The organism is Nonomuraea sp. CA-141351 (assembly GCF_050944675.1).
Classification (GTDB): Bacteria; Actinomycetota; Actinomycetes; order Streptosporangiales; family Streptosporangiaceae; genus Nonomuraea.
The window spans coordinates 1,914,173-1,940,509 of the sequence record NZ_CP191982.1 but is presented as its reverse complement, the minus strand read 5'-3'; the positions used below and the strand labels follow the sequence as shown (position 1 = coordinate 1,940,509).

The 26,337-nt window shown below is 69.9% G+C and carries 28 protein-coding genes and 2 pseudogenes; 9 read left to right on the top strand and 21 right to left on the bottom strand.

Annotated features, from left to right (window positions below):
- Positions 1 to 10: 10 nt before the first annotated feature.
- The 4 genes from ACQPWU_RS09675 to ACQPWU_RS09660 all read right to left on the bottom strand — a co-directional run bounded on the left by ACQPWU_RS09675 (position 11) and on the right by ACQPWU_RS09660 (position 4,282).
- Positions 11 to 1,294, bottom strand: coding sequence for an ABC transporter substrate-binding protein (locus tag ACQPWU_RS09675; protein ID WP_433438489.1), 1,284 nt, complete (start codon positions 1,292 to 1,294; stop codon positions 11 to 13).
- Between the two features lie 46 nt (positions 1,295 to 1,340).
- Entirely contained in the window at positions 1,341 to 2,207 is an 867-nt protein-coding gene (locus tag ACQPWU_RS09670) for a carbohydrate ABC transporter permease (RefSeq protein ID WP_360688855.1), read from the bottom strand.
- Positions 2,191 to 3,114 carry a carbohydrate ABC transporter permease gene (locus tag ACQPWU_RS09665; RefSeq protein WP_433438488.1) on the bottom strand — a complete coding sequence of 308 codons (924 nt, stop codon included), beginning with the start codon at positions 3,112 to 3,114 and terminating at the stop codon, positions 2,191 to 2,193. Before ACQPWU_RS09665 ends, ACQPWU_RS09670 begins: the two co-directional genes overlap by 17 nt.
- Before the next feature lie 214 nt (positions 3,115 to 3,328).
- Positions 3,329 to 4,282: a LacI family DNA-binding transcriptional regulator gene (locus ACQPWU_RS09660; RefSeq protein WP_433438487.1), complete on the bottom strand. Its 954-nt coding sequence runs from the start codon at positions 4,280 to 4,282 to the stop codon at positions 3,329 to 3,331.
- A 181-nt stretch (positions 4,283 to 4,463) separates the two neighbouring features.
- Between ACQPWU_RS09660 and ACQPWU_RS09655 the strand changes: the two genes are divergently transcribed.
- The 4 genes from ACQPWU_RS09655 to ACQPWU_RS09640 are packed head-to-tail and all read left to right on the top strand — an operon-like array spanning position 4,464 to position 9,188.
- Positions 4,464 to 5,354, top strand: coding sequence for an NAD-dependent epimerase/dehydratase family protein (locus tag ACQPWU_RS09655; protein WP_433438486.1), 891 nt, complete (start codon positions 4,464 to 4,466; stop codon positions 5,352 to 5,354).
- Positions 5,351 to 6,223 carry a 5-dehydro-4-deoxyglucarate dehydratase gene (locus ACQPWU_RS09650; RefSeq protein ID WP_433438485.1) on the top strand — a complete coding sequence of 291 codons (873 nt, stop codon included), beginning with the start codon at positions 5,351 to 5,353 and terminating at the stop codon, positions 6,221 to 6,223. The genes ACQPWU_RS09655 and ACQPWU_RS09650 overlap by 4 nt, the downstream gene beginning before the upstream one ends.
- The gene (locus tag ACQPWU_RS09645) at positions 6,220 to 7,275 is read left to right on the top strand and encodes a mandelate racemase/muconate lactonizing enzyme family protein (protein WP_433438484.1); all 1,056 of its coding nucleotides are present in this window, start codon (positions 6,220 to 6,222) and stop codon (positions 7,273 to 7,275) included. The genes ACQPWU_RS09650 and ACQPWU_RS09645 overlap by 4 nt, the downstream gene beginning before the upstream one ends.
- Positions 7,272 to 9,188 carry a DUF6807 family protein gene (locus tag ACQPWU_RS09640; RefSeq protein WP_433438483.1) on the top strand — a complete coding sequence of 639 codons (1,917 nt, stop codon included), beginning with the start codon at positions 7,272 to 7,274 and terminating at the stop codon, positions 9,186 to 9,188. Before ACQPWU_RS09645 ends, ACQPWU_RS09640 begins: the two co-directional genes overlap by 4 nt.
- A 43-nt stretch (positions 9,189 to 9,231) precedes the next feature.
- Here ACQPWU_RS09640 and ACQPWU_RS09635 read toward each other — a convergent pair whose 3' ends face one another.
- Positions 9,232 to 10,293, bottom strand: coding sequence for a 3-deoxy-7-phosphoheptulonate synthase (locus ACQPWU_RS09635; protein ID WP_433438482.1), 1,062 nt, complete (start codon positions 10,291 to 10,293; stop codon positions 9,232 to 9,234).
- 327 nt (positions 10,294 to 10,620) lie between these two features.
- Between ACQPWU_RS09635 and ACQPWU_RS09630 the strand changes: the two genes are divergently transcribed.
- Together ACQPWU_RS09630 and ACQPWU_RS09625 are read left to right on the top strand one after the other, a co-directional pair.
- Positions 10,621 to 11,613: an acyltransferase family protein gene (locus ACQPWU_RS09630; protein ID WP_433438481.1), complete on the top strand. Its 993-nt coding sequence runs from the start codon at positions 10,621 to 10,623 to the stop codon at positions 11,611 to 11,613.
- 13 nt (positions 11,614 to 11,626) lie between these two features.
- Positions 11,627 to 12,850, top strand: a complete 1,224-nt coding sequence (locus tag ACQPWU_RS09625; protein ID WP_433438480.1) for an acyl-CoA dehydrogenase family protein — start codon at positions 11,627 to 11,629, stop codon at positions 12,848 to 12,850.
- Positions 12,851 to 13,070: 220 nt separating this feature from the next.
- On the opposite strand, the pseudogene ACQPWU_RS09620 reads toward ACQPWU_RS09625, so the two are convergent.
- The 6 genes and pseudogenes from ACQPWU_RS09620 to ACQPWU_RS09595 all read right to left on the bottom strand — a co-directional run bounded on the left by ACQPWU_RS09620 (position 13,071) and on the right by ACQPWU_RS09595 (position 16,611).
- A pseudogene (locus ACQPWU_RS09620) lies at positions 13,071 to 13,273 on the bottom strand (Chromate resistance protein ChrB).
- A gap of 57 nt (positions 13,274 to 13,330) precedes the next feature.
- Positions 13,331 to 14,176, bottom strand: a complete 846-nt coding sequence (locus tag ACQPWU_RS09615; RefSeq protein ID WP_433438479.1) for an undecaprenyl-diphosphate phosphatase — start codon at positions 14,174 to 14,176, stop codon at positions 13,331 to 13,333.
- 195 nt (positions 14,177 to 14,371) lie between these two features.
- Positions 14,372 to 14,647 (bottom strand): DedA family protein, encoded by a 276-nt coding sequence (locus tag ACQPWU_RS09610; RefSeq protein ID WP_433438478.1) that lies wholly within the window; start codon positions 14,645 to 14,647, stop codon positions 14,372 to 14,374.
- On the bottom strand, positions 14,632 to 14,952 hold the full coding sequence (locus ACQPWU_RS09605) for a DedA family protein (protein ID WP_433438477.1): 321 nt from the start codon (positions 14,950 to 14,952) through the stop codon (positions 14,632 to 14,634). Before ACQPWU_RS09605 ends, ACQPWU_RS09610 begins: the two co-directional genes overlap by 16 nt.
- On the bottom strand, positions 14,945 to 16,144 hold the full coding sequence (locus ACQPWU_RS09600; protein ID WP_433438476.1) for a glycosyltransferase family 4 protein: 1,200 nt from the start codon (positions 16,142 to 16,144) through the stop codon (positions 14,945 to 14,947). Before ACQPWU_RS09600 ends, ACQPWU_RS09605 begins: the two co-directional genes overlap by 8 nt.
- Positions 16,141 to 16,611: a hypothetical protein gene (locus ACQPWU_RS09595; protein ID WP_433438475.1), complete on the bottom strand. Its 471-nt coding sequence runs from the start codon at positions 16,609 to 16,611 to the stop codon at positions 16,141 to 16,143. The genes ACQPWU_RS09600 and ACQPWU_RS09595 overlap by 4 nt, the downstream gene beginning before the upstream one ends.
- Positions 16,612 to 16,687: 76 nt before the next feature.
- Between ACQPWU_RS09595 and ACQPWU_RS09590 the strand changes: the two genes are divergently transcribed.
- From ACQPWU_RS09590 to ACQPWU_RS09580, 3 genes are read left to right on the top strand one after another with little or no spacing between them, the layout of a single operon-like run.
- Entirely contained in the window at positions 16,688 to 17,062 is a 375-nt protein-coding gene (locus tag ACQPWU_RS09590) for a BlaI/MecI/CopY family transcriptional regulator (RefSeq protein WP_433438474.1), read from the top strand.
- Between the two features lies 1 nt (position 17,063).
- On the top strand, positions 17,064 to 18,038 hold the full coding sequence (locus ACQPWU_RS09585) for a M56 family metallopeptidase (RefSeq protein ID WP_433438473.1): 975 nt from the start codon (positions 17,064 to 17,066) through the stop codon (positions 18,036 to 18,038).
- Positions 18,035 to 18,685: a DedA family protein gene (locus ACQPWU_RS09580; RefSeq protein ID WP_433438472.1), complete on the top strand. Its 651-nt coding sequence runs from the start codon at positions 18,035 to 18,037 to the stop codon at positions 18,683 to 18,685. The genes ACQPWU_RS09585 and ACQPWU_RS09580 overlap by 4 nt, the downstream gene beginning before the upstream one ends.
- A 93-nt stretch (positions 18,686 to 18,778) precedes the next feature.
- On the opposite strand, the pseudogene ACQPWU_RS09575 reads toward ACQPWU_RS09580, so the two are convergent.
- The 10 genes and pseudogenes from ACQPWU_RS09575 to ACQPWU_RS09530 all read right to left on the bottom strand — a co-directional run.
- A pseudogene (locus ACQPWU_RS09575) lies at positions 18,779 to 18,937 on the bottom strand (helix-turn-helix domain-containing protein); the annotation flags it as partial.
- Positions 18,934 to 19,362 carry a tyrosine-type recombinase/integrase gene (locus ACQPWU_RS09570; RefSeq protein WP_433438471.1) on the bottom strand — a complete coding sequence of 143 codons (429 nt, stop codon included), beginning with the start codon at positions 19,360 to 19,362 and terminating at the stop codon, positions 18,934 to 18,936. The pseudogene ACQPWU_RS09575 and the gene ACQPWU_RS09570, both read right to left, overlap by 4 nt.
- On the bottom strand, positions 19,275 to 19,940 hold the full coding sequence (locus ACQPWU_RS09565) for an alpha/beta fold hydrolase (RefSeq protein ID WP_433438470.1): 666 nt from the start codon (positions 19,938 to 19,940) through the stop codon (positions 19,275 to 19,277). Before ACQPWU_RS09565 ends, ACQPWU_RS09570 begins: the two co-directional genes overlap by 88 nt.
- Before the next feature lie 36 nt (positions 19,941 to 19,976).
- Positions 19,977 to 20,216 carry a zinc-binding dehydrogenase gene (locus tag ACQPWU_RS09560; RefSeq protein ID WP_433438469.1) on the bottom strand — a complete coding sequence of 80 codons (240 nt, stop codon included), beginning with the start codon at positions 20,214 to 20,216 and terminating at the stop codon, positions 19,977 to 19,979.
- 383 nt (positions 20,217 to 20,599) lie between these two features.
- Positions 20,600 to 21,685, bottom strand: a complete 1,086-nt coding sequence (locus ACQPWU_RS09555; protein WP_433445179.1) for an aminotransferase class V-fold PLP-dependent enzyme — start codon at positions 21,683 to 21,685, stop codon at positions 20,600 to 20,602.
- Between the two features lie 32 nt (positions 21,686 to 21,717).
- Positions 21,718 to 22,698 (bottom strand): L-histidine N(alpha)-methyltransferase, encoded by a 981-nt coding sequence (gene egtD / locus ACQPWU_RS09550; RefSeq protein ID WP_433438468.1) that lies wholly within the window; start codon positions 22,696 to 22,698, stop codon positions 21,718 to 21,720.
- Between the two features lie 14 nt (positions 22,699 to 22,712).
- Positions 22,713 to 23,432 carry an ergothioneine biosynthesis protein EgtC gene (gene egtC / locus ACQPWU_RS09545; protein WP_433438467.1) on the bottom strand — a complete coding sequence of 240 codons (720 nt, stop codon included), beginning with the start codon at positions 23,430 to 23,432 and terminating at the stop codon, positions 22,713 to 22,715.
- A gap of 1 nt (position 23,433) precedes the next feature.
- Positions 23,434 to 24,720, bottom strand: a complete 1,287-nt coding sequence (egtB, locus tag ACQPWU_RS09540; protein ID WP_433438466.1) for an ergothioneine biosynthesis protein EgtB — start codon at positions 24,718 to 24,720, stop codon at positions 23,434 to 23,436.
- Positions 24,717 to 25,946, bottom strand: a complete 1,230-nt coding sequence (gene egtA / locus ACQPWU_RS09535) for an ergothioneine biosynthesis glutamate--cysteine ligase EgtA (protein WP_433438465.1) — start codon at positions 25,944 to 25,946, stop codon at positions 24,717 to 24,719. The genes egtB and egtA overlap by 4 nt, the downstream gene beginning before the upstream one ends.
- Before the next feature lie 102 nt (positions 25,947 to 26,048).
- Entirely contained in the window at positions 26,049 to 26,288 is a 240-nt protein-coding gene (locus ACQPWU_RS09530; RefSeq protein ID WP_360697406.1) for an anti-sigma factor family protein, read from the bottom strand.
- Between the last annotated feature and the right edge of the window lie 49 nt (positions 26,289 to 26,337).

Genomic DNA, 26,337 nt, shown 5'->3' with positions numbered 1-26,337 from the left:
GTCTCTCCTTTTAACCTGCGATCGAGGCGTTGACCTCGGTGATGAACTTCTGTGCGGCGTCGTCAGGGGTCATCCGGCCGAACATGACCTCCTCCGAGTACCGCGTGAGGATGTCTTCTGTGGCGCTGGAGCCCTTCGGCGGGGCGGCGGGCGGGTCGGCCAGCTCGCCCTTGACCTTGTCGAGGAACGCGAGCGTCTTCTTGTCCGCGTCGGGCAGCTTGTCCTTGACCGCCGCCAGCACCTTGGAGCTGGCCGGCAGGCCGCGGTCGCTGAGGATGATCTGGCCCGCCTCCGGGTCATTGATCATGAAGTCGATGAACTTGGCGGCCTCGGCCGCGTGCTCGGACTTCGACGAGGCGGTGTAGAACATCGCGGGCTGCAGGAACATGCCACCGGTGGTGGCACCCTGGATCTTCGGCATCCGCAGCAGGTCCAGGTCCTTACCCGACGCCTTGGCGGCCGCGCCGAGCTGGTTGCTCCACCACATGCCCATCGCGCCGGTGTTGGTGCCGAGCAGCGACTGGTCGATGCTGGTCGCGCCGATCTCGGAGCTCTTGGCGGCGTCAGGAGCGCCCTTGGTCTTGATCAGGTTCTGCATGATGGCCCACCAGTCCTTGATCGTCTGGGGGGACACGCCGAGCTTGTTGCCCTGGTAGAACGACTCGCCCTTCTGCGCGGCGTAGATCTGGAGGTAGGCGGGGTTCCAGCTCAGCTGCGTCCCGGTGACCTTGCCGCCGCCCTTGGCGGTGATCTTCGACGCCAGGTCGACATAGTCGTCCCAGGTCCACGTGGAGTCGTCGGGCAGCTTCTGCCCGCTGCCCTCGACCAGGGAGGGGTTGACGAGCAGGGAGAAGGCGTTGACACCGGTGGGGATGGCGTACTGCTTGCCGTCGATGGCTCCGGAGGCCAGCACCTTGGCGTCGATGTCGGCGGTGTTGACCTTGCTGGCCAGATCGGCCAGCGTGCCCCGGTCGGCGTACTCGCGCAGGCCGCGGATCTCGAGGGTGATGACGTCGGGCGCGTCGCTGGCCGCGACCTTCGTGGACAGCGTCTCGTAGTAGCTGGCCCAGTCGGAGAACTCGCCCTCGATGTCGATGTTCGGGTTCTTCGCCTCGAACTTCTTGATCGCCTCTTCGGTCATCTTCTGCCGGGCGTCGCTACCCCAGTAGGAGAAGCGCAGCTTGACCTTGCCATCGGCGCTTTCGCCGCCGCTGCCGCTGCCGCAGGCCGCGGTGACCGCCAGCACAGCGGTGGCGAGCAATGCCGCCGACCACATCTTCTTGCCAGAGCTCACGGCTCTACCTCCTAGGGGTCTTCTTTGTCGGGGGGTGGTGGAGGAACTACTTCAGCCCCGTGGTGGCCACACCACGGATGAGGTATTTCTGACCGGCCAGGAAAAAGCCGAAGATCGGACCGAGCGCGATGATCGACATGGCGAACATGGGCCCCCATGACGAGTCACTGCTGGCGTCCAGGAACGTGCGCAGCGCGACCGGGACAGTGAAGTTGTCCGGGTTGTTGAGGTAAAGGAGCTGGCTGAGGAAGTCGTTCCACGTCCAGATGAACGTGAAGATCGCGGTCGTGGCCAGCGCCGGCATGCAGAGCGGTATGACCACCCTGATGAAGATGCGCCAATAGCCCGCTCCGTCGATCTCGGCAGCCTCGTCCAGTTCCCTGGGCAGCGTACGGATGAACTGCACCATAAGGAAGACGAAGAACGCGTCCGTCGCCAGCACCTTGGGCATCACCAGGGGCCAGATCGTGTTGATCAGGTCGAGCTTCGAGAACATGATGTACTGCGGCACGATCACCACGTGGTGCGGCAGCATGATCGTACCCAGCATGATCGCGAACCAGAACTTCTTCAGCGGGAAGTTCAGCCGGGCGAAGGCGTAGGCCGCCAGCGAGCAGGCCACGAGGTTCGCCACCACTGACAGCGCCGTGACCACCGCGGAGTTCCACAGGTAGTAGCCGAAGGGGTGCTTCAGCGCGCTCCAGCCCTGGCTGTAGTTCTCGAACGTGACCTTGCTGGGCCACAGCCCGGGCTCCCGGAAGATCAGCTCCTCCGGCTTGAGCGAGCTGGAGATCATCCACAGCAGCGGATAGAGCATGACCAGGCCGAAGCCGATCAACAGGATGTGCTTGACCACCCGTCCGCCCTTGAGGGGGCGGAACAGCACCGGGACCGGCCTACTTGGTGTCGCCATAGAAGACCCAATACTTGGACGCGAGGAAGTTCACTCCGGTCAGGGCGGCGATGATGAGCAGCAGGACCCACGCCATCGCCGCCGCGTAGCCCATGTCGAAGCTCTTGAACCCCTTCAGATAGAGGTAGAGCGTGTAGAAGAGGGTGGAGTCGGCCGGGCCGCCCTTGCCGCCGCTGACGATGAACGCCTGCGTGAACGACTGGAACGACTTGATGACCTCGAGCACGAGGTTGAAGAAGATGATCGGCGTCAGCAGCGGCAGCGTGATCGAGCGGAACTGGCGCAGGGAGCCGGCGCCGTCCACCGCCGCGGCCTCGTAGTAGCTGCTGGGGATCTGGCGCAACCCGGCGAGGAAGATGATCATCGGGGCGCCGAACGTCCACACGTGCAGGAGGATCAGCGTGCCCAGCGCGGTGTCCGGGTCGCCGATCCAGCCAGGACCCTGGATGCCGAAGATCGACAGCACCGCGTTGACCAGGCCGTCGGCGCCGAAGACCTTGCGCCAGAGGATCGCGATCGCGACGCTGCCGCCCAGCAGGGAGGGAAGGTAGAAGATCGAGCGGTAGAACGACAGGCCGCGCAGCCCCCGGTCGAGCACCAGGGCCAGCGCCAGCGCGAAGGCCAGCTGCAGCGGGACCGAGACGACCACGTAGATCGTGGTCACCTTCAGCGAGGCGAGGAATCTCGGGTCGTCGGTGAACATCTTGACGTAGTTGTCGAAACCGACCCACTTGGCTTCCTGCAGCAAGCTGTAGTCAGTGAACGACAGGTAGAGCGAGGCGAAGATCGGGCCGATCGTGATGACGAGCAGGCCGACGAACCAGGGCGCCAGGAACAGGTAGGCGGCCCTCGCCTCACGGCGGGCACGTAGCGAGCCCCGGGTCTTCACCGCCACCGAGTCACCCATGGCGGAACTCATTCGTCATTCACGGACCTTCCGGCGAGATGTGAATGGATAGCGCTTTCCTATAGCTGGCGGGAAAGTTACGTCAACCCTTTGCAGGCGTTACATAGCCGTTACCGATATATCGTTACGACGTTTGCCCAGCTAGTGCGCTCGCCCGGCGGATAAGTCAGACGAATTTGGTGCTCGAATAGTACAACCGTTTGCAGCAGGCAGGCTATCGTGGTGGTGCGGTGGAATCCCTGATCACCAGGCGCGTATCCAGCGAGGTGGTGGCCGTGACCTCCTGGATGAGGAGGTCCACCGCGAGCCTGCCCGCAGCGGCGGTCGGCATGGCGACCGTGGTGAGCTTGGGGCGGCTCAGCCGTCCAGGGACGATGTCGTCGATCCCCACGACGCTGACGTCCTCGGGCACGCTCAGCCCGAGGTCGCCGAGGCCCTCGATGAGCCCGATCGCCACCAGGTCGTTGTAGGCGAGCACACCGGTCGCCCCGGAGTCCCGGACCTTGCCCGCGGCGGCGAACCCGCCCCGCTCGGTGGGCGCGTTGGGGCCGATGACGAGCAACTCGACGCTGTCCACCTGTTCGGCGGCCGTACGGATCTCCGCGCTCGTCCACGAGCCGGCCGGACCCGACACCAGCGCCACGCGGCGGTGACCGAGCCCGGCCAGGTGCTCGACCGCCATCCTGGCGCCGCTGCCGACGTCCATCAGCACCGTGGCGGCGCCGCGCAGCCGCCGGTTGATCACCACGAACGGCACCCGCTCGGCCAGCCGTTCGAGTGCCTTGTTGGACGACCGGGGGCTGCACAGCACCAGGCCGTCCACCTGTTTGGAGAACGCCTGCACCAACTCCTCCTCGGCGGCCGCCTCCTCGTCGGTGTCGGCCACGAACAGGTGGTAGTCGCGCTGCCTGGCCGCCGCGTGGGCCGCCTTGATCAGCGGAGGGAAGAACGGATTGGCGATGTCGGCCACGATCAGGCCGAGGTTGTGGGTGCGGCCGGTCGTGAGCGCCCTGGCCGCCCGGTTGGGGCGGTATCCCAGCTCCTCGGCCACCGTCAGCACCCTGGTGCGAGTGGCCGCGTTCACCATGTGCGGCGCGGAGAACGTCCTCGACACGGTCGATACATGCACGCCGGAGGCCCGGGCCACATCACGAATCGTCACTGTCACAGTCGCCCACCCTAACGCAACCGCTTGCAGAATCCCTGAGTACGATGAAAGCGCTTGCCGAGCGAGATCGCGGGGAAGAACCCTGCTCGTGCAGGGGCCAGGAAATCACTACTTGACGCCCTGCCCTCGGTGACACAAAGGTTTAGTGCAACTGTTTGCAGTCTTGAAGGAGCCTCCCACGGTGAGCAGAGTCCTCGTCACCGGAAGTGCAGGACGCCTCGGCCGCAGCGTGGTCAGCACGCTCGCGGCGGCCGGGCACGAGGTCGTCGGCGTGGACCGGGCGCCGGGCACGCCGGCCGAGGCCGCGGCCACCCTGCCTGCCGACCTCACGGACACGGGCGAGGCGTTCGAGGTGATCGCCAGATTCCAGCCGGAGTCCGTGATCCATCTCGCCGCCATCGCGACCCCGTTCAGCTATCCGGAGTCCGTGATCTACAAGGTCAACACACAGCTCGCCTTCAACGTCTGCGAAGCGTCCGTGGCGCTGGGCGTGCGAGGCGTGGTGGTGGCCAGCAGCCCGACGGTGATCGGGTACGGCGCCCCGGGCGGCTGGGCGCCTGCCTACCTGCCGATCGACGAAGAGCACCCGGTGCGCCCGTGGAACGCGTACAACCTGTCCAAGGTCGTGGCCGAGCAGACCATGAAGGCGTTCGCGGTGGCCGGGACGACCAAGATGGCCGCGGTGCGGCCGTGCTTCGTCATCCCGCCCGAGGAGTGGGCGGGCGCGCCCACGCAGTCCGGGCACACCGTGCGGGAGCGGTTGGACCGCCCGGAGCTGGGCGGGGTCTCGCTGTTCAACTACATCGACTCCCGCGACGCCGCTGACATGATCGCCGTGCTTGCCGAGGCGCTGCCCGAGCTGCCGAACGGCGAGGTGTTCTTCGCCGGCGCCGCGGACGCGCTGGCCAGGAAGCCGCTCGCCGACCTGCTGCCCCAGGTCGTGCCCGGCACGGAGCCGTTCGCGGCCGGGCTCACCGGCACCACCCCCGCTTTCTCGACGACCAAGGCACAGCGCCTGCTCGGCTGGCAGCCCAGGCGGAGCTGGCGCACTGAACTGAAGGAATCTGAATGAATCTGAGCGGTGTGCTGTTCTTCCCCGTGACCCCCTTCGACGCCGACGGCCGGCTCGCCGAGGAGGTGCTGGCCGAGCACGTCCGGCAGGGCATGGAGCACGGTCCCGGCGGCGTGTTCGTGGCGTGCGGCACCGGCGAGTTCTCCGCGCTGTCGGAGTCGGAGCACGCGCGGGCGGTGCGGGTGGCAGCCGAGGTCGTGGGCGGACGGGTGCCGGTGTTCGCGGGCGCGGGCGGCCCGCTCGGCACGGCGCTGAACCAGGCGCGGGCCGCGCGTGAGGCGGGCGCCGACGGGCTGCTGCTCATGCCGCCGTACCTCGCGCAGGGGCCCGGGCACGGCTTCGCCGCCTACGTGGCGGCGGTGGCCGCGGAGCTGCCGGTGATCGTCTACCAGCGGGGTTCGGTGGTGCTGGAGCCGGAGGCCGTGGTCGAACTCGCCGGGATCCCCGGGGTGATCGGGCTCAAGGACGGCGTGGGCGACATCGACAGGATGCAGCGGATCGTGCTGGCGGTGCGGGAGGCGTACCCGGACTTCCTGTTCTTCAACGGGCTGCCGACGGCCGAGCTGACCATGCCCGCCTACCGGGGCATCGGCGTGGAGCTGTACTCGAGCGCGGTCTTCGCGTTCGCGCCGGAGATCGCGCTGGCCTATCTGAACGGTGACGAGCGGCTGCTCACCGGGTTCTACGCCCCGCTCGTACGGCTGCGCGGCAAGGTCCCCGGCTACCCGGTCGCCCTGGTCAAGGCCGGAGTACGGCTGCGCGGCCTGGACGTGGGCGCCGTCCGCCCGCCGCTGGTCGAGCCGACCGAGGAGCACCTGCAAGAGCTGGAGGCGCTGATCAAGACGGGGCTGGAGCTGGCGGCGTCATGACGATCGCCGACCTACGCACCTCCCTACGCACCGCCCCCCTTCCCCGGCCGTGGGGCGCGGACGTGCCCGCCAACCACGTGGTCGTGTGCGAGGTCACGCTGAAGGACGGGCGGACCGGGACCGGGTTCTCGTGGACGCCGCAGATCGGGGCGCATGCCGTGAAGGCCCTCCTCGACCACGACCTGCGCGAGGCGCTGATCGGTCTGCCCGCGCACCCTGAGGTGGTGTGGGACCGGCTTTTGCGGCACCTGCGCGAGGCGGGGCCCGGCGGGATCACCACGATCGCGCTGGCCGGGATCGACCTGGCGCTGTGGGATCTGCGCTGCGGCGACAGCGGCCTGGCCGACGTGCTGGGGCGGCGGCGCGACGAGGTGCCGGTCTACGGCAGCGGCGTCAACCTGCACTACCCGCTGGAGGAGCTGGTGGAGCAGGCCCGGCGCTGGGTGGCGGCCGGGTACCGGGGCGTCAAGATCAAGGTGGGCCGGCCCGATCTGGCGGAGGACGTGGCCCGGGTGGCCGCCGTTCGCGAGGTGATCGGGCCCGACCGGCTGCTGATGATCGACGCGAACCAGCGGTGGGACCTGCACCGGGCCAGGCGGGCCATTTCCGCGTTGCGGGAGTTCGGGCTGCACTGGATCGAGGAGCCGCTGCCTGCCGACGACGTGGCCGCCCACGTGGAGCTGCGGCGCTCCATCGACGTGCCGGTTGCGGTCGGGGAGAACGTCTACACCACGTACGGGTTCCGCGACCTGCTGGCCGCGGGCGCGTGCGACGTCGTCCAGCCGAACGTGGTGCGGGTCGGGGGGATCACGCCGTTCCTGCGGATCGTGGAGCTGGCCAGGACGTACGACGTGCCGGTCTATCCGCACCTGCTGAGCGACGTGTCCGGGCAGCTCGCGCTGGCTCTGCCGCTGCCGGTCATGGCGGAGGACGTGGAGGACGCGTCGTTCGCGACGCTCGGGCTGCTGGAGGAGCCGTACCCGGTGCAGATTTCCGATGGAGTGCTGCGGGCGGGCGAGCACGCGGGACTGGGGTTGAGGTGGTCGCGGTGAAGGTCGTACTCGCCGGCGCGCACGGGCACGGACGGCACCATCTGGGCAACCTGCGCAGGCTGACGGACCAGGGGCTGATCGAGCTGGCCGGGATCTGCGACGTGCGGCCAGCCGAGGTGGACTTCGCCTCGCCGCTGCAGTCGCCGGACCTGGGCGAGCTCATCGCGAAGACCGGCGCGGAGATCACGATCATCTGCACGCCGATCCACACGCACGCCGACCTCGCGGTGACGGCCCTGCGTGCCGGTTCGAACGTGCTGCTGGAGAAGCCGCCCGCGGCCAGCCCTTCCGAGCACGCCCGGATCGCCGCGGCGGTGGCCGAGACGGGGCTGGCCTGCCAGGTGGGCTTCCAGTCGCTGGGCTCGGCGGCGGTCCCCGCACTGCGCTCGCTGATCGCCGACGGCGCCCTCGGGCGCGTGCGGGGCATCGGCGGCGCGGGGGCCTGGGAGCGGCCCTCGTCGTACTTCACCAGGTCCGCCTGGGCGGGTAAGCGCCGGCTCGACGGCGTGGACGTGGTGGACGGCGCGCTGACGAACCCGTTCGCGCACGCCGTGGCCACCGCGCTGGCCCTGGTGGACGGCCCCATCGCGGAGATCGAGACCGAGCTGTACCACGTCAATCCGATCGAGTCGGACGACACGTCCTGCCTGCGGATCCGGCTCGACGACGGTTTCGTGATCACGATCGCGGTGACGCTCTGCGCCACCGGCAGGAACGAGCCGTACCTGGTCGTGCACGGCGACGCCGGCCGCGCCACGCTCGTCTACACGCAGGACCAGCTCAAGGTCGAGCTGCCGGACGGCTCGGTCACGACGACCGTGTACGAACGCACAGACCTGCTGGCGAACCTCATCGACCACCTCCGCACGGGCGCCGGTCTGCTGGTGCCGCTGTCCGCAACGGAGTCGTTCACGCAGGTGCTGGACGCGGTGCGGCTGGCTCCCGAGCCGCTGCCGATCCCCGAGCGGCACCAGGTCGTCGAGCGGGACTCCGAGTCCGGCGAGGTCACGCACCGGTTCCTGCCGGGCGTCGCCGAGCTGACCGCGCGCAGCGCCGAGGAGCTGGCGCTGTACTCGGAGCTGGATGCGCCGTGGACGGCTGTGGAGCTGCGCGTCGCGGACACGGCGGTGGCCTCCTACGAGTGGCGGCCCGACCTGCCGCCCACCGACTCGCCGCGCCCCTACCTGCATCCGGTGCGTACGCTCGCCGGCGTGGAGGTCACCCAGCTACGCCCCGAGGACCACGTGCACCACCTCGGCGTGGGAGTCGCGATCTCCGACCTGGGCGGCGCCAACTTCTGGGGTGGCCGCACCTACGTCAAGGACCAGGGCCCGGCCTGGCTGGACGATCACGGCGTCCAGCGCCACCAGGCGTTCTCGCGGCTCACCGACGACGGCTTCGTCGAGCAACTGGAGTGGGCAGGCCCCGGCGGACGGCCGATGGCGCGCGAGGAGCGTACGGTGCTCGCCCGGCCCATCGACGGGGCGTGGGCGCTGGAGTTCTCCTTCACGCTGACGAACCTCACCGGAGCGCCCATGGAGATCCACAGCTCGGCCACCAAGGGCCGGGTGGGCGCGGGCTACGGCGGGTTCTTCTGGCGCGCGCCGGGCACCTCCACCGGCCGGGCCACCCTGCCGGGGGACGAGCAGGCCGTGCACGGCAGCCGCTCCCCGTGGGTGGCCATGACGGGCGCCACGCCCGAGGGCCGTGACTGGACGCTCGTCTTCGCCCAGACGGCCGACGATCCGTGGTTCGTGCGGGTGGAGCACTATCCGGGGGTGGGCCAGGCTCTGGCGTGGGACCGGCCGCTGGTGCTGGAGAACACGCTGACGAGGCGGGTCGTCACGGCCGTGATCGACGGGCGACTGGATGCCGCCTCGGCCTCCGCCGTCGCCCGCGACCTGCTCCGCTGACCAGCGGTTGCGGCTCTGTCCGAGCCGCAACCGCCGATGTGGTTCAGCTCCTCGCTTCCCTGCGGGAGCGCGCGGCCGCCGCCAGGACCTCGAGCAAGCGCTCTGTCTCGTCCCAGCCGACGCAGGCGTCGGTGATGCTCTGCCCGTACGTCAGGCCCTCGCGCGGGCCGGGCTCCTGCCGACCGGGGACGAGGAAGCTCTCCACCATCAACCCGGCGATACCTTCCTCGCCCTCGGCGATGCGAGCGGCCACCTCCCGGACCACAACGGCCTGGCGCACGTGGTCCTTGCCGCTGTTGCCGTGGCTGGCGTCCACGATCAACCGCTCCGGCCGCTGTGCCTTCCGCAGCAGGGCGAGGGCGTCGTTCACGGATCCCACGTCGTAATTGGGACCGCCACGACCGCCGCGAAGAATGATGTGGCAGTCCGGATTGCCCTTCGTGCTCACCACCGCGGCCCGCCCCTCATCGTCAATGCCGAAGAAGACCTGCGGGTGAGCCGCGGCGTGCACGCCGTCGATCGCCACCTGCACGTCGCCGTCCGTGGCGTTCTTGAAGCCCACGGGCATGGACAGGCCGGAGGTCAGCTGGCGGTGCACCTGGCTCTCCGGCGTACGCGCGCCGATCGCGCCCCAGGTGACGGCGTCGGCGATGTACTGCGGGCTGGTGGGCTCCAGGAACTCGCAGCCGACGGGCAGCCCCGTGCCGAGCACGTCGAGGAGCACGGTGCGGGCCAGGTGCAGACCTCGCTGCACGTCATGGCCGCCGTCGATGTCCGGGTCGTTGATCAGCCCCTTCCACCCGATGGTCGTTCGCGGCTTCTCGAAGTAGACGCGCATGACCACGCACAGGGCGTCCTCCAGGCCGCGCGTGGCTTCGGCGAGGCGGCGGGCGTAATCGAGTGCCGCCTCCGGGTCGTGCACGGAGCACGGTCCGATGATGAGGAGCAGCCGGTCGTCGTCGCCGGCGAGGATGTCGCGTACGGCACGACGGCTCGCCGCGACGAACGCCTCTTTGTCCTCTCCCAGCGGTAGTTCCCGGCGAAGCTCCGCCGGGGCGGTCAAGGCTTCGAACGAGGTGACGCGTAGATCCCTGGTCACGGTCATGGGGCCTGCTCTCTGCGCTCTACGGCGATACGGCCCATGCCCGAGGGTCCGGAGCCGACCGCCTCAATGACGAAAAGGCAGAGACGAATCGCTCTGCCTTTTGGCTCCGGATGAACAGTTGATCAGCGCATGTGATCCTCGGCCCCACCCGGAGCCTGCACATAGCGCCAAAATCGGCTGTTCAACGACATGCCGCGAACGCTACCAGCGAGACCGGCCACGACTCAAATCGCACGCCCGGGCTTCGGATCGGACATCGGCCCTTCGGTAACCCCTCACTCCCCGTTTCCCAGCGGTTACACCGGCGCGGTCTAGGGTGCGTGATCTGTGAGTGCACCCGCCACTACCCAGCCCATCACCGCCAGGGACCCGTTCTTCGACAACGCCAAATACCTGGCCATCGTGCTGGTCGTGTGCGGTCACCTCATCGAGGACCAGCGGGACGGGGCCATCCCGCACGCGCTCTACTTCTACGTCTATGTCTTCCACATGCCGCTGTTCATCGTGCTGAGCGGCTACCTGTCGCGCCGGTTCACGTTCTCGGCGGGGAAGGCGCGCAAGCTCATCTCGACGCTGGCGGTGCCGTACCTGATCTTCGAGTTCGCGTACTCGCTGCCCAGGCTGATCCTGTACGGGAAGTTCGAGCTGAGCCTGCTGGACCCGTACTACCTGACCTGGTTCCTGCTCTCGCTGTTCCTGTGGCGGCTGTCGACGCCGGTGTGGCAGCAGCTCAGGTGGCCGCTGGCGATCGCGGTCGTCCTGTCGCTGGTGACCGGGATGAGCGCGCTGCCCGACGAGCTGGCCATGAACCGGACGTTCGGCCTGCTGCCCTTCTACGTGCTGGGGCTGATGCTCAAGCCGGAGCACTTCGCGTGGCTGCGCAGGCCGTACATGCGGCTGACCGGAGCGTGTGTGCTCGGGCTTGGGCTGGCGGCGGCGCTGCTCGTGCATGACCAGGTGCCGACGGAGTGGATCAGGTGGCGCCTGTCCAACTCGGCCCTGCACGTGGACGACCTCACCGGGACCGCCGTCCGGCTGGGACTGCTGGTGGCCGGGGCGGTGCTGGTGGCGGCGTTCCTCGCGGTGACGCCGGCGCGGCGCACGTGGTTCAGCGGACTGGGCGCGGCCACCATGTACGCGTACCTGCTGCACGGATTCGTGGTCAAGGTCGCCGAGCGGTTCTCGCTGGGCGTGCCGCTGTCGATCCTGCTCGGCGTGGCCGTCGCCACGCTGCTCTGCACCTCGCCGGTCCGCCGGCTCTTCCACTGGGCGGTCGAGCCGCGCATGGCCTGGGCCTTCACGCCGCTCCGTCGACCGTGACACGGTGTCAGGTATGGCCATCGACTTCACCCTCGCTCCTGAGCACGAGGAGATCCGCAAGCGGGTCCGCGCCTTCATCCAGGGCACCGTCATCCCCGCCATGGAGGAGGTGAAGGAGTCCGACCGGGACGCGTACCTCCGCACGATCTTCCAGCTCCGCTCCCAGGCCAGGGCCGAGGGGCTGTGGCTGCCCCACATGCCGAAGGAGTGGGGCGGCATGGGGCTGGGCCACGTGGAGCTGGCCATGGTGCAGTCGGAGGCGGCCAAGACCCGCATCGGCCCGTGGGTGCTCAACTGCATGGCGCCCGACGAGGGCAACATGCACACCCTCCTGCACTGGGCGACGGACGAGCAGAAGGAGAAGTACCTCCGCCCTCTCGTGGAGGGGGTGCAGATGTCCTGCTTCGCCATGACCGAGCCGGAGGTGGCGGGCTCCGATCCGACCCTGATCCGGACCTCGGCCGTGCGCGACGGCGACGAGTGGCTCATCAACGGCCACAAATGGTTCATCTCCAACGCCCGCCGGGCCAACTTCGCCATCCTCATCGCCCGGACGGAGCACGACGTGCCCGAGGGCTCGCGCGGCGCCAACACCGCCTTCCTCGTGGACCTTCCCGATCCGGGCTGGAACGACGTACGCGAGGTGGAGACGATGCACGGCTCCACGGGCCACAGCGAGATCGTCATCGAGGACCTCCGCCTGCCCGACAGCCAGATCCTCGGCGGGCGCGGCAACGGCCACCGCCTCGGCCAGTACCGCCTCGGCCCGGCCCGCCTCGCCCACTGCATGCGCTGGATCTCGCAGGCGGAGACGGCCCTGGACATGATGGTCGACCGCGCGCTCAACCGCTACAGCCACGGCTCGCTGCTGGCCGAGAAGCAGGGCATCCAGTGGATGATCGCCGATTCGGCCATGGAGCTGTACCAGTGCAAGCTGATGGTCCTCCATGCCGCTTCCAAGATCGACAAGGGCGAGGACTTCCGCACGGAGGTGTCGATGGCCAAGCACTTCGTCGCCGGCAGCCTCAACCGGATCGTGGACCGTGCGATCCAGGTGCACGGGGCGCTGGGCTACTCGACGGACACGCCACTGGCGCACATGTTCCAGCATGCCCGCTGGGCACGCTTCGCCGACGGCGCCGACGAGATCCACCAGATGCGCATCGCCGAACGCACGATCGCCGCCTACCAGGCGACCGGCTCGACCAACTCGGCCACCGGCGGCCTCCCCCTATGACCCCTCAGCCGACCGCGACCCGCAGTGTCGGCACGCGCATTTCCCATCGCAGGTAGGGCGTGACGGGCTGCAATACACTACGCTCGTCCCCTACTGGTAGGCCCGGCCATCACAACCTGCCGAATGGTGAATGAGGCGGAAGCTGCTCTCTCGGGGCCTCATCGCAGGGATCGTCCGGCCATCTGGCGGCGCGGCGCCACCTGGGGAGCATCTGCCGAGTTCACAGGCTCTCCTGTGACGTCTGGTGGAGGGCGGTGAACACCTTCTCCGCGTAGTCCTCGCAGGCCGCTGTGCACTGCTTGAGCCGCTCGGCGGCCTCGGCCGCCCCGAACACGTCCCGGGCTGTCAGGCAAGTTCGACGTCGAACTTGCCGCAGTCGGCCAGGAACTCGGCCCAGTCCGCGGACCGTGCGGCGGTGAACAGCGCGTGCAGGCGGGCGGCGTCGTCGGGGCGGACGTCCGCCGGATCAACCCGGGGCGGTCATGCGGTGAGCGCTCCGGTGCCGAGCAGTGCGAGCAGCAGTGTTCCGATGACGATCCGGTAGATGACGAAGGCGTTGAAGGAGTGCCGGGCCACGTACCTCAGCAGCCAGGCGATGGAGGCGTAGGCGACGACGAAGGACACGGCGGTGCCCACGACGAGCGGCACGGGACCGGCGCCGGCGACCTCGGAGCCGAGGGCGTCCTTGAGTTCGTACAGGCCCGCGCCGGTCAGGGCGGGAATGCCGAGAAAGAAGGACAGGCGGGTCGCCGCCACCCGGTTCAGGTCGAGCATGAGCGCGGTGGACATCGTCGCGCCCGAGCGGGAGAAGCCGGGGAAGAGCAGGGCGAGGATCTGCGAGCAGCCCACCAGCATCGCGTCCTTGAGGGAGGTGTCGTCCTCGCCGCGCTTGTGGCGGCCCATCCGATCGGCCGCCCACATCACGCCGCTGCCGACGATCAGCGAACCCGCCACCACCCAGAGCGAGGCCAGCGGGCCCTCGATCAGCGGCTTGGCGGCAAGCCCCGCGATCACGATCGGGATGGTGGCGTAGATGACCCACCAGGCGAACTTGTAGTCGTGGTGGTAACGCTGCTCGCGGTTGGCCAGCCCGCGGCCCCACGCTGAGACGATGCGCACGATGTCGGCGAAGAAGTAGACCAGCACCGCGGCGATCGCCCCGACCTGGATCACGGCGGTGAAGCCGACCACGGAGGCGTCGTCGACCGGGATGCCCATCAGCCCTTCGACGATCTTGAGGTGGCCGGTGGAGGAGATGGGGAGGAATTCGGTCACCCCCTCCACGATTCCGAGCAGGACGGCCTGGCCGATGGTGATAGCACTCATGGGATCTCTCTGTGGTAGGTGGTCGGGGGTGTCACGGGCGAGACATGGCGGATGCCTTGACGGAAAGGGTGCCAGGAAGGCGGCTGGGTTGCCGGGCAGTCTGGCTTCAAGGCGCGGCGCAATTTTCCGTGCCACCGGGCTTTGTGGCGCTGCCACGGCAGGCCGGACCGTTGGGGAAGCTGACATCGCTGCCGTTCAACGATGCGCCTGTCGTTGGGCCGATCTCGTGGTGGTGCGGGAGCGGCGGCGGGATCGGAGGATCTCCAGAGCCAGTGGCAGGAGGGAGACAGCGACGACCGCACCGACCAGAGGCAGCAGGTAACGGTCGACGCCGGTGATGCTGGACCCCAGGGCATATCCGGTCAGCACCAGGCCGACCGTCCACAGCAGGCCGCCGATGATCTGCCAGAGCGTGAAGGTACGCGCGGGCACCTTCACCGCGCCGGCGAGCGGGTTCAGTACGGTCCGCACCAGGGGGATGAAGCGGGCAAGGACGATGGCTTTGCCGCGCCCGCGCGGCGGCCGATCAGGTAACCGGTCTGGGCACCGAGCAGCGCCCCAGCTACGGCGGCGACCAGGACCCCGGGCAGCGAAAGCTGCACGCCGCCTGCCCCAGTGGTGGTGCACAGCAGTCCGGCAGTGAACAGCAGCGAATCTCCGGGCAGAAAGAACCCGATCAATAAGCCGGTCTCGGCGAACAGCACCACGAACACCCCGACTGTGCCGAACGCCGCCAGCAGCGAGGTGGCGTCCAGGAGGTTGAGCGCGTCAGGCATCCACAGGTCCTCTCCTGCCCTGTACTGTCCTGGCGGCAGGGGCAGTCCGGGCCGCGAGGAGTTCGGTGAACAGGTGCTCCCACTGCGGGCGGATGTGGTCCATGTCGTAGCGGGCAACAGACTGCCGGGCCGCCGTGCCGAGCGACTTTCGCAGCGTGTGGTTGGTGATGAGCGATTCGATCCCGGCGGCGAGGGCCTCGATGTCGGCGGGCGGGACGAGGAGCCCGTCCTGGCCTGGGGTGATGATCTCGGAGGGGCCGTTGGGGCAGTCGAAGCTGACGACGGGCAGGCCGTGGGCCATGGCCTCGGTGAGGACCATGGCGAAGCCTTCGGCCCGGGAGCTGAGGGCGAAGATGGCGCCCTTGGCCAGTTCCTGCTCCAGCGTGGTGGTGCCGCCCATGAGGAAGACGTGGTTGTACAGGTGCAGGCGGTGGATGAGGCTCTGGAGGTCGGCGCGTTCGCTGCCGTCTCCGTAGATGCGCAGGTGCCAGTCGGGGTGGGCGGCGACGACGGTGGCGAATGCCTCGATCAGCAGGTCGAAGCCTTTCTGCCGGGTGAGCCGGCCGGCCGCGACGACAATGTTGCCGTCCAGCGCGGCGGGGGCGCGTTCGGCGGCGGTCAGCGCGTTCGGGATGGTCGCCAGGCGGGGGGCGGAGCCGTTGAGCGCGGCGGCGTAGGCGGCCGCGTCGGCCTCGGTGAGGGTGACCACGGCGTCCAGGCGGGGGTACCAGCGGGCGATCTGGCGGGCCAGAGCCTTCTTGTGGGAGCGCAGGTGCATGTGCTCCTGCGCCACGCGTACCACCCTGGGCGGTGCGAAACGGGCGGCCAGCAGGTTCAGCGCGGGGCGGGTGGTGACCAGCACGCCGTCGTCCAGTGACGTCAGATACCGGACGAGCGTGCGGTCGCTGAGGCGGCTGAAAGTGGCGTAGCGGACTTCTGATCGCGGGATGAGCCTGCTGGGCTGGTGGCGGAGCCAGGCGTTGATGGGGTGGCGCCAGCGGGGTCCGCGCAGGTCGATCAGAGCGCGCAGGCGTACCCGCGGGTCGAGGTGGAACCTGAGGTCGTCGCGGGTGCGGAAGACGCTGATCAGTTCGACGTCGTGGTCGGCGGCCAGGGCGCCTGCCTGGTTGAACACGGTGCGGATGGTGCCGCCGACGCTGTAGGCGTTGGTGAGCAGATAGCGGATCTTCATGCCGATACGGCGCGGCAGATCAGGGACAGGTTCTGGTAGTCGGTGTAGTACGGCTTGACGCTGATCGCACCGGTGTCGGCGTCGCCGTTCTGGGCGGGGAAGGTCATGACCTTCTTCTTGTTGACGATGTCGTCCAGGTGACGGCCCACCCGCAGCGGGTCGGGCAGGCCGGGGACGGCCAGGTGCAGATCCCAGATCTGGCGGTCGGCGGTCGTCGCCGCGGCGACCAGGTCGACGCCGACCGACGCCTCGAACCGCCGGCCGTCGAGTGTGGCGGGGCAGTGCAGCACGGCGCCGGGGCGGTCGCGGTTGGTGAGGGTCAATATGGCTCTTCGTGCTTCGGGGGCGCCGATGGCATAGGTGGTGCCCACGATGTGGCCGATCACAAGGACATGGCCGTCTCTCGGCCACACCTGCTCGATCTCGGCATGTCCGGGATCCATCACGGTCTGCTGTTCTTGGCCCATACGCGATACCCTCTTTCTACTATCCAAATAGTAACTACTACTCCGATAGTAGGTCACGGTGCGGGAGGATGGCTACATGCCCAGCGATGAGGGCCGCGTGGACAGACGGCCCGCGGGGATGCTGGAAGAGGAGGTGCTGGCAGCCCTGTGGGCGGCGCGGTCGCCGTTGAGCCCGGCGGAGGTGCAGGCCGAGCTGGGTACGCTGGCGTACACCACGATCATGACGACGCTGGCCCGGCTGGAGCGCAAGGGCCTGGCCACCCGCCGGCGCGTGGGCCGGGGGTTCGTCTACGCTCCCGCGGTGGACGAGGCGGCCCACACCGCCCAGGCGATGGAGGATCTGCTGGCCCGCAGGAGCGACCGGGCGGCCGTGCTGGCTCAGTTCGTGTCGCGGCTCAGCCCCGACGACGAACAGATTCTGCAGCAGCTACTTCGGGAAGGAGACGACTGACATGCGCATCATCGTCTACCTGCCGTTCGTCATCTCGCTGCTGCTCGGACCGGCCATCCCCCATTTCGGGCGGCGGCTCGCACCGGCCGGCGCGACCCGGCTACTGGTGGCCTCGGGCATAGTGGGCGCGGGTAGCTCCGCCTTCGCGCTGATCTGCCTGGCCTGGACGTATGTCGGTCAGATCCCGGTGGTCGCCGACATAGGCGACTGGTCGGTCCACCTGCTCCAGGCCGACGACCCGGTGCCGACGCCGATCGCCACGCTCGCACTGGCGATCCTCGCCGTCATCAGCGCCTACGCTCTCAAGACCGCGGTAACGCACGGCCTCGCGCTGCGCCGCGCGGCCCGGGCCTGCCGGGACATGACAGGCGGACCGGACGGCCTGGTGGTCGTCGACCACCCCGTGCCCCAGGCATACGCCGTACCCGGCCGTCGCACAGGAGGCGGCCGCATCGTCGTCACCACGGCGATGCTGCGCACCCTGAACGCCGCCGAACGGCGCATCCTGATCGCTCACGAGCGGGCCCACCTGCGCGACCGCCACCACCTCTACCGTGCCGCGGCCGCCGTGACCGCCGCCTTGAACCCGCTGCTCCGGGCGCTGCCGGCGGCCGTGGAATACACCACCGAACGCTGGGCCGACGAACGAGCCGCGGCCGACGCCGGCGACCGCAGGACCACCGCCCGAGCCATCACCCGCGCCGCCCTGGCCGCCACCAACCCAGCGCACTCGGCCGCGCCCACCCTCGGGTTCGGCCACGGCGACGTCCCGAAACGGGTCACCGACCTGCTCGCCGCCCCACCGCGGCGCCGTCCCCTCACCTCCGCGGTGCTCATTGTGACCATGGCCGCCTGCCTGGCCGCCGCCAACGAAGCACGCGCCGACACCGAGTCACTGTTCGAAAAAGCCTACCCACCGGCGGCCACCGCGATGACGACCGCCCCTCATCCACGGGCCAACAGCGGCACATCATGATGACGCCGCTGTCCGCCGTCCTGCCCGCCCTCGCCGCGCTATGGGGGCTGCGCGGCGGATCGGGCTACCTCACCATCGCGATGCTGGTGCTGCTGGAGAGCTTCGGCATCCCAGTGCCCGGCGAGAGCGTCCTCATCGCCGGCGCGGCCTACGCCGGCCATGGCCACCTCAACATCGTGGCCGTCGCCGTCGTGGCGTTCTTCGCCGCAGTGATCGGCGACAACATCGGATACGTCATCGGCCGTTCCGGCGGCCGCCGCCTGATCGCCCGCTACGGCCGCTACCTGCTCTTGCCCCCCGCCCGCTTCGCGCGAGCCGAACAGTTCGTCACCCGGCACGGCCTCAAGATCATCATTGTGGCCCGGTTCATCGAAGGTCTGCGCCAGCTCAACGGCGTCATCGCCGGCACCACCGGCATGCCCTGGCGTCGCTTCCTTACCTACAACGCCCTCGGCGCCGCCCTCTGGGTCACCGTATGGGCAACCCTCGGCTCCTACGCCGGCCGCCACCTGGCCACCATCGAAAACAACCTGCGCCACTACCAGTGGTACGCCATCGCGGCACTCGCCCTGCTCGCCGGCGCTTACGCAGGCCTCCACATCGTCCAGCGACGACGACATGCCCGCCACGACCCCCGGCAGCCCTGACCGCAACCCGCCCATGGGGATCAGCAGCGCCGCCAGACGGATGCAGTCCCCAATTCTGCCGAGCAGGGTCCTAGCGCAGAAATGCGAGCGGCTCAGCCGTTCGGGCTTCTCGGCGACCAGCCGGTAGATCTGGCTCGACGACAGATTCACGCCCCGCTCCAGCAGCAGCGGCCGCAGGTCGGTGGTGGAGAACATGCCGCGGGTCGCCATGACCTCGCGCAGATGCCACCGGTAGTCCAGCTTGGCGGTCATCTTCTCTCCCGCTCCTCGTGGTCGAAGGCTTGGTCCAGGGCCTTGCGCATCATCGTGTTCATGAAGTCCGTGCTCACGCCCGTGTAGATCGCCGTGGTCGAGGCGAACCGGTGGCCTACCTGGTCCTGGACGAACTTCGGATCGACGCCGTCTTCCACCAGATGCGTGACGTAGGCGTGGCGGAGGCAGTGCGGGACCAGGTCCGCATCCATGCCGAGCTCGTCGCGGTAGGCGGTGCCGACCGGGCCAAGGTCGGGAGCCGCTTCGAGCGTTCGAAGACCGCTACAACGCCACGGCGCAGGGGGATCAACCCCCGAGGGACTTCCGGCGCCGGCCGCTAAACGGCGTCGAGCAGGATCTTCAGCAGCTCCTGAGGCGCGTCGCGCATGAGGTTGTGCGCGCTGTCGAGAGCGTGCGTGGTCCATGAAGGGTCCTGACGCAGCCGCTCGTAGACGGGAGTGAACGGCGACTCGCCGTCCCACCCCGCCGCGTACACGTAATCTCTGCGGCGGATGTGCGCGAGGTCGCCGGCGAGCCGGAGCGGCTGGAGCACCGAGGCGAGAGGGTGAGCCGTGGTCCGGGGGTCGAAGAACGGCAGTGGCCGGGTCGCGTAGCCGCTCTCCTCCACGTCCACGTACCACTGCCGTTCCTGGTCAGAGACCAGGCTCCAGCAGGAGTCGCCGTGCCCGGGCACCATGGCGTCCAGGTACACCAGGCCGCGCACCCGCTCGGGCGCGCGGTCTGCGGCTCCGGTGATCACCATCCCGCCGTAGCTGTGGCCGACCAGAACGGTGTCCGTGATGTTCTCAGCCGCCAGCACGCCGGTCACGTCCTGGATGTGCGTGTCGAGGTTCACGCCGCCGTGGAGGAGGTGGCTGCGCTCGCCGACCCCGGTCAGCGTCAGCGGGTACGCACGGTGCCCATGGCTTCGCAGCAACTCGGTGAGCCCGTCGAAGCACCAGCCGCCGTGACACATACCGGGGATCAGGACAAATGTGGCCATGACCCCGGATATTAGCAGTGATCGAACCGATCGGTACTATCTATGCGGATCGATCACGAGCTTGCCGATGGTGCGGCGGCTGCTGAGGTCGTCGTGCGCCCTCCGCACCTCCGACATCGGGTAGTCGCCACCGTGGACCACGCGCAGCTCGCCCGCGGCCACCTGCGCGGACATCTCCATGTACGCCTTGCCGAGGGTCGCCGCGCGGGCGAGGGCGTCCATCAGCCAGAAGCCGCTGACAGTGACGGAACGGCGCTGCAGCGCACGCGGCGACACCGGTCCGCTGTCCTTTGTCCTGACTCCGGGCCAGGCGGGAGACAGCCCGCAGTTCCATGCCGTGCTGGGGCGTATCAAGGCCCGGCTGCCCGTCGGACGTCCGCGCACCCGGCCGGGCGCGGTGGCCGCCGACAAGGCGTAATCCTCCCGCGGCGGCCGCCCGGTCAGCCGTGATCCCGATCTGTACAAGCAGCGCAACACGGCGGAACGGTGCATCAATCGGATCAAGGAGTGGCGTGGGCTGGCCTTCCGCTTCGACAAGACCCCCGACAGCTACCTCGCCGGCCTTCACTCACGCGGAGCCATCTTGTGGATTCGAAGCCTCCAAGCTCCTCTGAAGATCCGAACTCTAGACCGCGGAGACGCGGCGCGCCCTCGGCCGGTCAGCGAGCGAGGGCGCGGGCCAATGCGTGCAGGGTCTCCAGGGGCGTGCCCGGTGGCGGGGAGACGCGGAGCACGGGTTGGCGCAGGTCCAGTGGCGCCCGGGCGGTCGGCACGACGCTGACCAGCAAGGACGCCGCGGCGGCCCGGGCGGCGGCGCTCTCCGCCGTGTCACCGGGCGGGGGTCTGAGCGTGACGAGGGCGGACGGCTCGTCGAGCGGTTCGGCCACGCGCCATCCGCCGGCCCCGTCGAGCACGCCGCGCGCCGTGCGACCGAGGTCGGCCAGGTGCGCGTGGACCGCGGGCGGGCCGAGCGCGTGATGCTCGAGCACGGCCACACCGAGCCCGACCTGTGCCGCGACCGCCGCCTCCGAACTGTCGTACCGCACCGCGCCGGGCACCGGCACCGGATCATCGGCCTGTGACGTCCAGAGGTGGCCGCGCAGGGTCGGGACCGCGGCGTCCATGGCCGGTGTGAGGCCGGGCACGATCAGGAAACCTACGCCGCGCGGCCCGGCGAGCCACTTGCGGGAGGTGCCCACGTAAGCGGTCGCGTCTGCCCCGCGTACCTCCACGTGCCCGAGCGACTGGCAGACGTCGAGCACGAGCGGGACCCCGGCCGCGCGGCACCGCGCACCGATCTCCCCCACTGGCTGCACGACGCCGTGATGTGAGGCGATGTGCGAGACGATCACCAGGTCGAGCCCCGCCCCCAGTTCGGACGGGTCGAGGCGGCCGTCGCCGTCCACCGGCAGCTCGACGGGCTTCCAGCCGCGCTGGGTGGCGAGGCGGTGCAGCAGCATCAGTGTGCTGCCGTACTCGGCGCGGGTGTAGCCGACGCGGCTGCCCGGCTCGAGCCGCCATCCGCCCAGGAGAGCCGCCATCGCCGACGTGCCGCTTTCCAGGAACGCCACATCCCCCGGACCGGCCCCGGCCATCGCGGCCAGGGCCGACTTCGCCGGGGTGAGGTCCGGTACGGCCGCGTAGCCGCCGAGCTCCCGTTCCAGCCGCAGGTGCGCCACGACCGCGTCGAACACCTGGTCGCTGGGCACGTTGCAACCGGCCGCGTCGAGATGCCCTGGCGGCATCACGCTGCGCGCACCCCGCCACGCCCCGGCGATCACGCCTGGGCCAGGACCAGGGTGAAGTCACCTGCCGGGTCGGTGTAGCCGCGGCGGACCTGGAACCCCGCCGTCACCAGCTCCTGCCGCAGCCCCTCCGGCCGGAACTTGGCGCTGATCTCGGTACGCATGTCCTCCCCCTCGGCGAAGTCCACCACCATCCCGAGGCTCTCGATCCGGACCCGCATGTCCCGGCCGGCCCGCAGCCGCATCTCGATCCAGTCGTGCCGCTCGTCGTACAGCGCGACGTGCTCGAACGCCTCCGGCTCGAAGTCCGCCCGCAGCTCGCGGTTGATCACCCGCAGCACGTTCCGGTTGAAGGCGGCCGTCACCCCGGCCGTGTCGTCGTAGGCGGCCACCAGCCGCCCGGTGTCCTTCACCAGGTCGGCCCCGAGCAGGAACGTGTCCCCGCGCCGGAGCGTGGCCCGCAACTCCTTCATGAACACCTTGCGGGCGGCGGGTTCGAGGTTCCCTATCGTGCCGCCGAGGAAGGCCACCATCCGCCGCCCGGTACGCGGCAGCAACCCCAGATGTCGCTCGAAGTCGGCGCACACCGCCCGCACCTCCAGCCCGGCGAAGCGCCCGGCCAGCCGCCGCGCCGCCGCCTCGAGGGTCACGGAGTCCACGTCCACCGGCGTGTACGTGCGCAACGTGCCCGCCGCGGCGAGCGCCTCCAGCAGCAGCTCGGTCTTCTCACTGGTGCCCGACCCCAGCTCCACCAGCGTGTCCGCGCCGGAGGCCGCCACCAGATCGGCGGCCCGCGCCCGCAGGATCGCCAGCTCGCGCCGGGTCGGGTAGTACTCGGGCAACCGCGTGATGCGGGTGAACAAGTCGCTGCCCGCGGCGTCGTAGAACCATTTGGGCGGCAACCACTTGGGCGACGCGGTCAGGCCGGCCCTGACGTCGCGTTCGAGCGCCTGCCGCAGGTAGTCGTGGTCAAGATGGTTGATCACATGCACGATGGACTGACTGACGGCCATGAGGCCTCCTTAGATCACAACGGCTGCAAGCTCACGCGGTCGCGTGTGGCGGTGAACAGGCTGCGCTCGGGAACGGCCTGCCAGCCCGGCAGATCGTCGAGCGGCTCGCTGGCCACCAGTACGCCGTCGTCGTGTTGGCGGTAGAAGAGCGTGTCGCCCCAGACGGTGGCGGCGACGGACGCGCCGTCGCAGGCGAGCAGGTTGAGGCGGGCGCCGGGGTCCTTCTCCCCGGCATGGACGACGACCTCGGCCAGCGCCGCGCCCAGGCCCAGCCCGGTGCGCCTGCGCAAGAACACGGCGGCCGCGACCCAGGCGGCGTCGCACGCGCTCTCCGCGCGATCGGCCAGGTCGTCGGCGAGGTCGCGCAGCGCGTCCCTGCTGACGCGCCCGTTGTGGCTGAGCAGCCAGCCCCCGTCGGTGAACGGCGCGGTGGCGCTCTCCTCGATCGGCATGCCCGTGGTGGCCGAGCGCACGGCCGCGAGCAGGCAGGTCGAGCGGGCGACCTGCGCGAGCCCGGGCAGGTTGGCGTCGGCCCAGATGGGCACGGTACGGCGGTACCGCACGGGCTCGGCCCGGACGGAGTCGTACCAGCCCATGCCGTAGCCGTCGGCGTTGATCAGGCCCTGGCGCTGGCGGCGGGGCGCGTACGACTGTTTGAGCAGCCCGTGCTCGGGCTCGTCGATGAGCCAGGTGAGCGGGCGGGCGGCGCCCAGCCAGGCGGCGTGCCTGCACACCTCAGACCAGCTCCGAACGTGCGCACCGGAACCCGGTGAAGATCTGCCGGCGGATCGGATAATCCCAGTTCCTGAACGTGGTGCGCACCGCCGCCGGGTCGGCCGCCCAGGAGCCGCCGCGCAGCACCCGGTATTCCTGGCCGAAGAACACCTCGCTGTACTCCTTGTACGGGAAGCTGCGGAATCCGGGATAGGGCTGGAACCAGGAGTCCGTCCACTCCCAGACGTCTCCCACCATCTGCTCGGCCCCGTACGCGCTGGCCCCGCCCGGATAGGCGCCCAGCGGCGCCGGGTGGGCGGCGCGGTGGCCGAGGTTCGTCCGGTCGGGGCCCGGGTCCTCCTCGCCCCACGGGTATCGGCGGGCCCGCCGGGCCTCCGGGTCCCAGCCGCAGGCCTTCTCCCACTCGGCCTCGGTGGGCAGCCGCTTGCCCGCCCAGCGGGCGTAGGCGTCGGCTTCGTACCAGCTCACATGCTGGACCGGCTCGTCCATCGGGAGGGGCTCGGTCCGGCCGAAGCGGGTGCGCCACCAGGCGTGGCCGTCCGTGACCCAGAACAGAGGAGCGACGACACCTCTGCGCTGGCGCCACTGCCAGCCCTCCGCGGTCCACCAGCGCGGGTCTTCGTAGCCGCCGTCCTCGATGAACGCGACGTAGGCGCGGTTGCCGACGGGGAGCCGGTCGATCCAGTAGGCGGCGAGTTCGACCCGGTGGGCAGGGCGCTCGTTGTCGTAGGCCCAGGGCAGCGTGTCGGTGCCCATGGAGAAGGGGCCGGCGGGCACGTACACCTCCTCTGGGCCGCCACTCCGTCCTGCCGGGAGCTCGCCGTCGCGCACCAGGCCGGGCTGCCCGGACAGCTGCAGGGTGGCCAGCATGGTCTCGTCGTGCTGGTGCTCGTGCTGGATCACCAGGCCGAACACGAAGCCGTCGCGGTGCAGCGGCGTGGGGCCGTCGAGGTCGATCGCATCGAGGACGTCGAGCACACGCCCGCGCACGCCCTCGATGTAGCGGCGGGCCTCGGCCGGACCCAGGAGGGGCAGGGTGGGGCGGTCTTTGCGCGGGTGTTTGAACGCGTCGTAGATGTCGTCGATCTCGGGGCGGAGCGGGTCGATGCCACCGGCCTCGCGCAGCACCCAGAGCTCCTCGTAGTTGCCCACGTGAGCGAGGTCCCACACCAGCGGCGACATCAGCGGCGAGTGCTGGCGCACCAGCAGGTCGTCGTCCGCCGCCGTATAGGCGAGCGACCGGTCGCGCACGGCGAGGAGCTCGGCCGCGATGCGTTCCTTGTTCATTGCTGTCCTTCCCCGTTGAGCCAGGCCGGGATGCGCCGTCCCGGCCCCGCATCCATCAGGTCGGCCGCCGGCGAGCGGCCCGGTGTCACGTGCCTGTCGGCGAACGCCGCCACCTCGCCCACCAGGCCGGGGCCCGCGCCGAGGCGGGGCAGCGCCTCCAGAGCGGCCCGGAAGCACACCTCGGCGGCCCGGCTCAGGCGCGGGTCGGCCAGCCCGCACCGCGCCGCCACCTCCCACCACTTCCGGTACGGCTCCACGGCCGCGAGCGCGGCGTCGGCGGCCCGGTCGTCGGTGACGAGGGCGTGGGTCACGGCCGCGCACACCGGCCAGTCCGCCGCGTGCTGGGCGTCGAGGTAGCGGATCTCCAGCCAGCCCCGGGGCCGCACCGGAGGGAAGAGCGTCGTGGCGTGGTAGGCCAGGTCGTCGTTGGTGGGCCGGCGCTCACCGCCGCCGCCCAGCCAGTCGCGGAACGTCGAGCCGTCGCGCACCGGGCGGCAATGCTCGTCGCCGTCGCGTACCAGCATGAGGCGGGCATCCAGCAGGTATTCGGCCCAGTCGGCGGCGGGGTCGTCCGAGGCGGCCACGGGTGAGGTGCGGGTGCGGTCAAGGCGACCCCACACGGCCTGGCGGCCCGACATCCAGCCGCACGGGCGGCCGCCGCTCAGCGGCGAGTTGGCGAAGGCCGCCATCAGCACGGGGCCGAGCGCGTGCGCCCGATCCCAGCGCGTCACCGGCCGCTCCCCCAGGTCCAGGTTGACCTGGACGGACGCGGTCGAGCACATCATCAGCGCCCCGTACGGCTCGCCGAGGAACTCGGCCATGGCCTCGTACCGGGGCAGGCGCAGCTGGCGGCGGGGCGGTCGCACCGGGTCGAGGCCCACTCCGGCCAGGACCAGCCCCTCCTCGTGCAGGGCGGCGCGCACGGCGGCCACGTCGGCGGCCAGGTGGGCGAGCGCGTCCGGCAGCGGGGCCGCCGGGCCGGACAGTTCGAGCTGGCCACCCGGCTCGAACGTCACCCGGCTGCCGCCCGGCAGCGCGGGGATGGCGCGTTCGACCCTGGCCAGCGGGACGTACGCGGCCTCGGCCGCACGGTCGAAAACCAGGAACTCCAGCTCGACGCCCACCCGGTCCGCGGCATCCAGGCCCGGCTCGAAGCAGCGGCGCGCGAAGTCCGCCACCTCGGAGGCGTCCCGCAGCGGCGTGCCCTCGGACGTCAGGCCGATCATCGTCTACCCTTCGCGTGGCGCACAGGTCTACAGACCCGCGAGACTCGCCAGCGTTACAGGTAATTTTTGGGCAATTGACCGGCCGGGCTCACCGGCCTCCGGTCATAACCGCCGCCGCTCGCGGAAGGCCGACATGAGCCGCGCGCGCACATCGGTGGGCAGTTCCTCAGGAGGCGGGTCACCGAGGACACCGATGGTCGCCTGGAACTGCTCGAAGTAGCGCTCACACCCTTCGCAGCAGGCCAGATGCGCCTGCACGCCGTCGCGTGCCGGCCGGTCGAGGGCGTCTTCAAGGTAGGCGGTGATGAGTCCCGCCAGTTCGTCGCAGGTGAACCGCTTCACGACGTCGACCGCCCTTTTCTCTGGATATGAACCGCTTCACTAATTGTGC

Coding starts and splice junctions, on each gene's coding strand:
- ACQPWU_RS09670 (WP_360688855.1), bottom strand. CDS start 2,207: ATGGCGACACCAAGTAGGCCGGTCCCGGTGCTGTTCCGCCCCCTCAAG.
- ACQPWU_RS09635 (WP_433438482.1), bottom strand. CDS start 10,293: ATGACCGTGACCAGGGATCTACGCGTCACCTCGTTCGAAGCCTTGACC.
- ACQPWU_RS09645 (WP_433438484.1), top strand. CDS start 6,220: ATGACGATCGCCGACCTACGCACCTCCCTACGCACCGCCCCCCTTCCC.
- ACQPWU_RS09590 (WP_433438474.1), top strand. CDS start 16,688: ATGCCCAGCGATGAGGGCCGCGTGGACAGACGGCCCGCGGGGATGCTG.
- ACQPWU_RS09625 (WP_433438480.1), top strand. CDS start 11,627: ATGGCCATCGACTTCACCCTCGCTCCTGAGCACGAGGAGATCCGCAAG.
- ACQPWU_RS09580 (WP_433438472.1), top strand. CDS start 18,035: ATGATGACGCCGCTGTCCGCCGTCCTGCCCGCCCTCGCCGCGCTATGG.
- ACQPWU_RS09595 (WP_433438475.1), bottom strand. CDS start 16,611: ATGGGCCAAGAACAGCAGACCGTGATGGATCCCGGACATGCCGAGATC.
- ACQPWU_RS09585 (WP_433438473.1), top strand. CDS start 17,064: ATGCGCATCATCGTCTACCTGCCGTTCGTCATCTCGCTGCTGCTCGGA.
- egtA (WP_433438465.1), bottom strand. CDS start 25,946: ATGATCGGCCTGACGTCCGAGGGCACGCCGCTGCGGGACGCCTCCGAG.
- ACQPWU_RS09605 (WP_433438477.1), bottom strand. CDS start 14,952: ATGCCTGACGCGCTCAACCTCCTGGACGCCACCTCGCTGCTGGCGGCG.
- ACQPWU_RS09650 (WP_433438485.1), top strand. CDS start 5,351: ATGAATCTGAGCGGTGTGCTGTTCTTCCCCGTGACCCCCTTCGACGCC.
- ACQPWU_RS09570 (WP_433438471.1), bottom strand. CDS start 19,362: ATGGACCACGCACGCTCTCGACAGCGCGCACAACCTCATGCGCGACGC.
- ACQPWU_RS09615 (WP_433438479.1), bottom strand. CDS start 14,176: ATGAGTGCTATCACCATCGGCCAGGCCGTCCTGCTCGGAATCGTGGAG.
- egtD (WP_433438468.1), bottom strand. CDS start 22,698: ATGGCCGTCAGTCAGTCCATCGTGCATGTGATCAACCATCTTGACCAC.
- ACQPWU_RS09555 (WP_433445179.1), bottom strand. CDS start 21,685: ATGCCGCCAGGGCATCTCGACGCGGCCGGTTGCAACGTGCCCAGCGAC.
- ACQPWU_RS09665 (WP_433438488.1), bottom strand. CDS start 3,114: ATGGGTGACTCGGTGGCGGTGAAGACCCGGGGCTCGCTACGTGCCCGC.
- egtB (WP_433438466.1), bottom strand. CDS start 24,720: ATGAACAAGGAACGCATCGCGGCCGAGCTCCTCGCCGTGCGCGACCGG.
- ACQPWU_RS09600 (WP_433438476.1), bottom strand. CDS start 16,144: ATGAAGATCCGCTATCTGCTCACCAACGCCTACAGCGTCGGCGGCACC.
- ACQPWU_RS09565 (WP_433438470.1), bottom strand. CDS start 19,940: ATGGCCACATTTGTCCTGATCCCCGGTATGTGTCACGGCGGCTGGTGC.